The 6,173-nt window shown below is 63.0% G+C and carries 9 protein-coding genes; all 9 read left to right on the top strand.

Features of this window, described 5'->3' with window-relative positions:
• Positions 1 to 908 (top strand): D-alanine--D-alanine ligase (locus QMC81_02525; protein ID MDI6906351.1); only part of this gene is annotated, 908 nt, incomplete at its 5' end.
• Positions 872 to 1,609, top strand: coding sequence for a deoxyribose-phosphate aldolase (gene deoC / locus QMC81_02520; protein ID MDI6906350.1), 738 nt, complete (start codon positions 872 to 874; stop codon positions 1,607 to 1,609). The genes QMC81_02525 and deoC, both read left to right, overlap by 37 nt.
• 124 nt (positions 1,610 to 1,733) lie before the next feature.
• Entirely contained in the window at positions 1,734 to 2,873 is a 1,140-nt protein-coding gene (locus tag QMC81_02515; GenBank protein ID MDI6906349.1) for a tetratricopeptide repeat protein, read from the top strand.
• Between the two features lie 124 nt (positions 2,874 to 2,997).
• A complete protein-coding gene (queD, locus tag QMC81_02510) occupies positions 2,998 to 3,390 on the top strand; it encodes a 6-carboxytetrahydropterin synthase QueD (GenBank protein ID MDI6906348.1) in 393 nt (130 codons plus the stop codon).
• Positions 3,391 to 3,393: 3 nt separating this feature from the next.
• The gene (gene queC / locus QMC81_02505) at positions 3,394 to 4,059 is read left to right on the top strand and encodes a 7-cyano-7-deazaguanine synthase QueC (protein MDI6906347.1); all 666 of its coding nucleotides are present in this window, start codon (positions 3,394 to 3,396) and stop codon (positions 4,057 to 4,059) included.
• A 14-nt stretch (positions 4,060 to 4,073) separates the two neighbouring features.
• Positions 4,074 to 4,634, top strand: coding sequence for a DUF366 family protein (locus QMC81_02500; GenBank protein ID MDI6906346.1), 561 nt, complete (start codon positions 4,074 to 4,076; stop codon positions 4,632 to 4,634).
• A 1-nt stretch (position 4,635) separates the two neighbouring features.
• Positions 4,636 to 5,373 carry a 7-carboxy-7-deazaguanine synthase QueE gene (locus QMC81_02495; GenBank protein MDI6906345.1) on the top strand — a complete coding sequence of 246 codons (738 nt, stop codon included), beginning with the start codon at positions 4,636 to 4,638 and terminating at the stop codon, positions 5,371 to 5,373.
• A 19-nt stretch (positions 5,374 to 5,392) separates the two neighbouring features.
• Entirely contained in the window at positions 5,393 to 5,953 is a 561-nt protein-coding gene (gene folE / locus QMC81_02490) for a GTP cyclohydrolase I FolE (protein MDI6906344.1), read from the top strand.
• A 45-nt stretch (positions 5,954 to 5,998) separates the two neighbouring features.
• On the top strand, positions 5,999 to 6,172 hold the full coding sequence (locus QMC81_02485; GenBank protein MDI6906343.1) for a YpmA family protein: 174 nt from the start codon (positions 5,999 to 6,001) through the stop codon (positions 6,170 to 6,172).
• The last annotated feature ends 1 nt before the right edge of the window (position 6,173 follow it).

The raw sequence follows: 6,173 nt of genomic DNA, 5'->3' as shown, positions 1-6,173 counted from the left end.
GCGGTCTTTCTGCGGAGAGGGAAGTATCCCTGGCCAGCGGCAGGGCGGTTATGGCCGCGTTGCAGGACCGGGGCTGCAACGTCGTGGCCATAGACATCGGTGAGAACCCCCCGCGTCAGATTATGGAGGCCGGAATCGATGTGGCCTTCCTTGCCCTCCACGGCAAAGGCGGTGAGGATGGTACGATCCAGGGGGTCCTGGAAATGCTGCAGGTTCCCTATACAGGTTCGGGAGTCCTGGCCAGCGCCATCGCCATGCATAAGACGACCACGAAGCGTCTCCTCCTCTCTGAAGGCCTTCCCACTCCGCGCTTTATCGCCGTGCAGGCGCCGACAGGCGGAACGGGCGGGCTGGAAGACCTGGCCGGCGAGGTACTGGATCAGGTCGGACTGCCAATGGTCATCAAGCCGCCGATGCAGGGCTCCACGATCGGCATTACTTTTGCCCACCGGCGAGAGGACGTATTGCCCGGCCTGGAACTGGCCTTCCGCTACGGCAGAGAGGCCCTGGCCGAGGAATTCGTCCAGGGGATTGAAGTCACTGCCGGCCTGCTGGGCAACCAGGATCCGGTGGTGCTGCCGCTCATTGAAATTGTCTCCGCCACCGGGGTATATGACTATCACGCCAAGTACACCCCGGGGCAGAGTACGCACATCATTCCGCCGCACCTGCCCCAGGCTGTACAGGACGAGATCGGCGGGCTCGCCCGCAGGGTTTTCAAGCTCCTGGGATGTAGCGGCCTGGCGCGGGTGGATTTCATTGTCGGGCTGGCGGGCCCTATGATCCTGGAGGTCAACACTCTTCCCGGCATGACGGCGGTCAGCCTTTACCCCGACGCGGCACGTGCCGCGGGAATCGGCTTTCCCGACTTATGCCTGAAGCTTGTGGAACTGGCTACAGAGACGTAATCGGCATCACTGATAAGGAGGAGATTGGTATCACGCGTTCCGAGTTCGCCCGCCTGATCGATCACACAAACCTTCGCCCAGAAGCCGTTACCGATGACATCAAACGACTGTGTGCCGAAGCCCGGGAATACGGGTTCGGTGCCGTATGTGTGGCCCCATGTTTTGTGACCGCGGCGGCCCGTGCACTCCAGGGAAGCGGCGTCAAGGTCTGCACGGTCATCGGTTTCCCCCATGGCAACAATACCATCGAGGCCAAGGTCGCGGAGGCACGCCAGGCGGCCTTGAACGGAACCGACGAGATGGACGTCGTTCTGAACATCGGCGCCCTCAAGGAGGGCGACGGGCCCTTCCTGATGTCCGAGGCCGACAGGGTGATCGAAGGCGCCAGGGATGTGCGCCGTGACATCTACGTCAAGCTGATTATTGAAACCGCCTACCTGACACGTAACGAAAAGATGCTCGGCTGCTGGGTGGCCACGGGGGCCGGCGCCGACGCCGTCAAAACCGCCACCGGCTTCGGGCCGGCAGGCACCAACATCGATGACGTCCGCCTTCTGCGGGACGCTCTGGGCCCTCATTTCGGCCTTAAGGCCGCCGGAGGAATCCGCGATCTGGCGACGGCCCTGGCGATGCTCGAGGCGGGTGCCGACAGGTTGGGGACAAGCTCCGGCGTTAATATAATGCGTTCCTGGCCCGACTGATCCCCCTGCGATGTCGAAGAGCCGCGCTTTGGCTCGGGGATTGTAGTACGAATTATGGTATTCATGGCAGGAAAAGGTATACGCTGTGCCGAAACCCCTTCTGGGTAAGGAGGGGAGATGCGCAGTGTATTGGATCTTTGTCAAAAACCCCCTGAGCGGGTTCAAACGCCTGGCCGACCGCAGCCGTTTCTGGTATTTCGCCCACCGACTCCTCAAGTCCGCCGGCGCCGAAAGCAAGGCCCTGAGTTTTCTTGAAAGGAGCCTGCAGTCGCAAACCGGGCACCCCGAGCTACACCTGGAGGCCGGCCGGCTTTACCTGCGCAGGGGCCAACTGGACCGCGCCGCCTGGCACTACCACCTGGCAAACTGCGCCGTGGAGCCCGACAACTTTATCGCGTGGCTCGAGGAGTCCTGCGCCGGCGACCAGGGCGGGATCCTCGGGGACCGTAGCGCCGTCCTTATGGCCCTGGGGAACTGGTACCTTAACGCCGGGGAACCGGAGAAGGCGCTCACCTGTTACGACAGGCTAACCCTGGCCGGTCGCGGGGCCGGCGTTTCGGTCCTGAATAACAAGGGTGTCGCCCTCCTGGCCCTGGGGCGGCCGCGGGAGGCGCTAAGTCACTTCGAGGAGGCGCGGAATGCGGGCGGAGCCGGCCCGGAGGTTTCTTTTAACACGGGCCTGGCCCTCAGCAAGCTGGGGCGTTTCGCGGAGGCGCTCAAGCACTATGACAGGGCGCAGCGTGCAGGACTTGATTCGGTCGACATCCTAAACAACAAAGGTTACGTCCTCTACCACCTGGGCCGTCCCCGGGAAGCCATCCTTTGTTATAAACTGGCCCACCGGCTGGTCCCGGACGACCTGACCGTGCTAAACAACCTGGCCGCGTGCTATGAACGCCTTAACCGCCTGGAGGAAGCCATCGCCGCCTACGAAACCGCCCTGCGGTTCCATGCCCGTGACGCCACCCTGTATAACAACTTCGCCCTGTGCCTGGAAAGAGCCGGGCGCTACGAGGACGCCCTCGCCCATTACGAACGGGCCATTGAGCTTGATCCCCAAAACCGCATTTTCAGAGCGAACCGCGGGGCCTGCCTGGTACACCTGAACCGGGCGCCCGAGGCCATGGCCGTTTATGACCGGCTCCTGGCCGAGGAGCCCGCCAACCAGTTCGTCTGGGGACTTCGCGGCGACCTGCTCGCCGCTCTCGGACGCGACCGGGAGGCCACCGAGGCGTATAACCGTGCCTTGGGACTGACTGGATAAGCCGCTTTGCCCTTCGCACCACCCGTGCCGCCGCCGCTACAGGCGGCCTTTTTTATTTGGTCCTGGTCAGGACCCGGATCTTCGCGCATAATAGAAGGGAACCGGCCGAAGGAGGGGTTTGGCAATGTATGAACTTACTGTCGCCACCCGCTTTGCGGCAGCCCACCAGATCCCGGGTCATCCGGCCGAGTGCCGGCGGTTGCACGGGCACACCTGGAAGGTTGAAGTCTCAGTGGCCGGACAGCTTGATCCGGCGACGGGCATGGTGGTGGATTTTTGGAATCTTAAGGCCGCAGTATATGAGGCGGTGGGGGAGCTGGACCACCGTCTGTTGAACGAACTGCCGCCCTTTATGGGTCCGGACCCGCTGCGCATACCCACCGCGGAGAACATCGCCCGCCACATTTTCGCCACCGTGGCCGTGCGCCTGGCGGCCGTCAATCCTCGCCTCAAGATGCGCGCTGTACGGGTTTGGGAGTCGCCGACGGCCTCCGTCATCTACTCGGGGGAGGGATAACCCGTGGACGCCGTAATCCTGCTTTCGGGTGGACTGGACTCGGCCGTCAACCTGGCCTTCGGGGTGCGCAATTTTCGCTTCCGCATGGCCATTACGGCTCACTACGGCCAGATGGCCGCGGAACGCGAGATCAGCGCCGCCAGGGCGCTGGCCGCACATTACGGGGTACCGCACCAGACGGTGGACCTGCCCTTTATGCGCGGGCCAGGTGGAGGCGCGCTCCTCGGCTGCGGAACGGTCCCCGAGCCTGACCCGGCCGCCTTGGACGATCCCGCCCAGGCCGCCGCCTCGGCGCGGCGCGTATGGGTGCCGAACCGCAACGGTCTACTGGTCAACGTTGCGGCCTTCTTTGCCGAAGCCATGGGGTGCACGCGGATCGTATGCGGCTTTAACCGGGAGGAAGCGGCGACCTTCCCCGACAACTCGGAGGAGTTCGTGGCCGCCGTAAACGACGCCCTGAGGCGTTCCACCCTTTGCGGCGTGCAGGTGGTCAGTTTTACACAGCGCTTATCCAAGGATGAAATTGTCAGCCTCGGCGACACCCTCGGTGTCCCGTGGGAGTTGATCTGGAGTTGCTACCGCGGCGGCGAGAAACCCTGCGGATCCTGCGAGAGTTGCCGGCGTCTGGCCCGTGCCGTGGCCTCCCGCGGGCGCAACAAAGGAGGGTAGAAAGGGGGAAAGGTATGCACGTCCATTTGGTCCCGGACAGTCTGACATATGACGGCACACAGCTGAGGCCGCACTGGGCCTTCCGCCGTTTTCGCCTTCAGGGGGACAGTATTGTGACCTTCCGGGGACCCTGCCGGGTGGAGTTGAAACACATGGTCGACCTCCAGGATGTTCTCGATGAGGCCCCAATTTTCAGCCCGGATATGCTGCATTTCATCGTGGAGCACTTTGACACCGACCTCCAGCGCGGCATCTTGCGACAGAGGCTGTTAATCGCCCTGATCCGGGAGATCCTTGCCGAAAGAGGCGGTCCGATTAACCGCCGCGGAGACGATCTGTTCGTCGGCGGCCTCAAGCTTTCGGTCTCTATCGCCACTATCAGCCCGATGAGTACCCTCATTCACACCGGCTTAAACGTCCGCACCGAAGGCGTCCCCGTGCCCGCTGTCGGCCTGACGCAACTGGGCTGGGCGGATGTGGAGATCCAGGAACTGGCCGCCCGCATTGCGCGTAACTACGCCGAAGAAATGGCCGGCGTGCACCTGGCGCGCTGCAAGGTCCGGGGGGTTGGCTAGGGTGAGGGCGCCGCTGGTCGAGGTCTTCACTTCGATCCAGGGGGAGGGCCTCTACGTTGGCTGCCGGCACCTTTTCATTCGCCTGGCGGGATGCAACCTGCGCTGCGCATACTGCGACACCCCGCAGGCGGTGCCGGACGCCTGGCGCCTGGAGCGGACCCCGGGCCGAGGCGATTTTTCCGCCCTGCCAAACCCCGCGGCCGTGGATGATGTCCTGGAATGCCTGCACCCCCTGCCGCTTAACCTTTATCATGCCGTGAGCATTACCGGCGGGGAACCCCTGCTCCATGAGGCGTTTCTGGCCGAAATGCTGCCGCGCCTGCGACGCCGGGGCTGGCGGATCTACCTTGAAACCAACGGCACCCTGCCCGGCGCCCTGAAGCGGACGGCGGCTTTTTGTGATATCATCGCTATGGATTACAAGCTTCCGAGTGCGACCGGGCAACAGCTTTACGAGGCGGAGCACGCCGCGTTTCTGCGCCGTGCGCGGGGGCCGGGCCTGTTCGTGAAGGCGGTCGTGAGCCATGACACGTCCGCCAAGGAACTGGCTGCAGCAGCGGGGGTCATAGCCCGCGAGGCACCGGGCACGCCGCTCGTCCTGCAGCCGGTAACGGCGCCCGGCAACGGCACGCCGCAGGTCAATCCGGCCCGTCTCCTCGCCTTGCAGGAGACGGCACTGGCCTTCCTACCGGTGGTGCGGGTGATCCCGCAGACGCATATCATGCTTGGGGCGCGCTGAACATTGAAGGAGGATTTCTTTGGACCTTTCGAAGATTGAACGTGCCGTAACCTTGATCCTTGAGGCCATCGGGGAGGACCCTGCACGCGAGGGGCTGCGCGACACTCCGCGCCGTATGGCGCGTATGTACCAGGAGGTCTTCGCCGGCCTTAAGGAAAACCCGGACGACCACCTTGAGAGGCTCTTCACCGAGGATCACGAGGAACTGGTCCTGGTCAAGGACATCCCCCTTTATTCCTTTTGCGAACACCACCTGCTTCCGTTTTACGGCGCCGCACACGTGGCTTATATCCCCCGCCGGGGGCTGATCACCGGCCTTTCCAAGCTGGCCCGCGTCGTCGAGGGGTACGCGCGCCGGCCGCAACTCCAGGAGCGGCTGACAAGCCAGGTTGCCGACGCCATTATGCGTAAGCTGGAACCTTATGGCGTCCTGGTGGTGATTGAAGCGGAACACATGTGCATGACGATGCGCGGGGTTAATAAACCCGGCGCCAAAACCATCACCTCGGCGGTTCGGGGTATCTTTGAGACCAACGCCAAGACACGGATGGAAGCCTTCGCCCTGATCAAGGGCCGCTAGGGGAAGGGAGGGGCAGGTAAAACGCCGAAAGGGGAGAGCCGGGCCATGGAGGAAAAAGCCGGAAAACTCGAACTGATCGCCACCCGGTCCTTCGCACCCTACGATGAAATGTACCAGGTCGTTGATTTCCTGAATAAGAACCTGAAGAACCGGGGTCTGATCTTCGGATTGACAAAAGCTAAGGATGGGCGGATGGCGATCACGGTTTATGAAACGTAAA

The organism is Thermoanaerobacterales bacterium (assembly GCA_030019475.1).
Lineage (GTDB): Bacteria > Bacillota > Desulfotomaculia > Desulfotomaculales > JASEER01 > JASEER01.
Note: the sequence above shows the minus strand (reverse complement) of the source record. Positions and strands in the feature narration are given on the sequence as shown.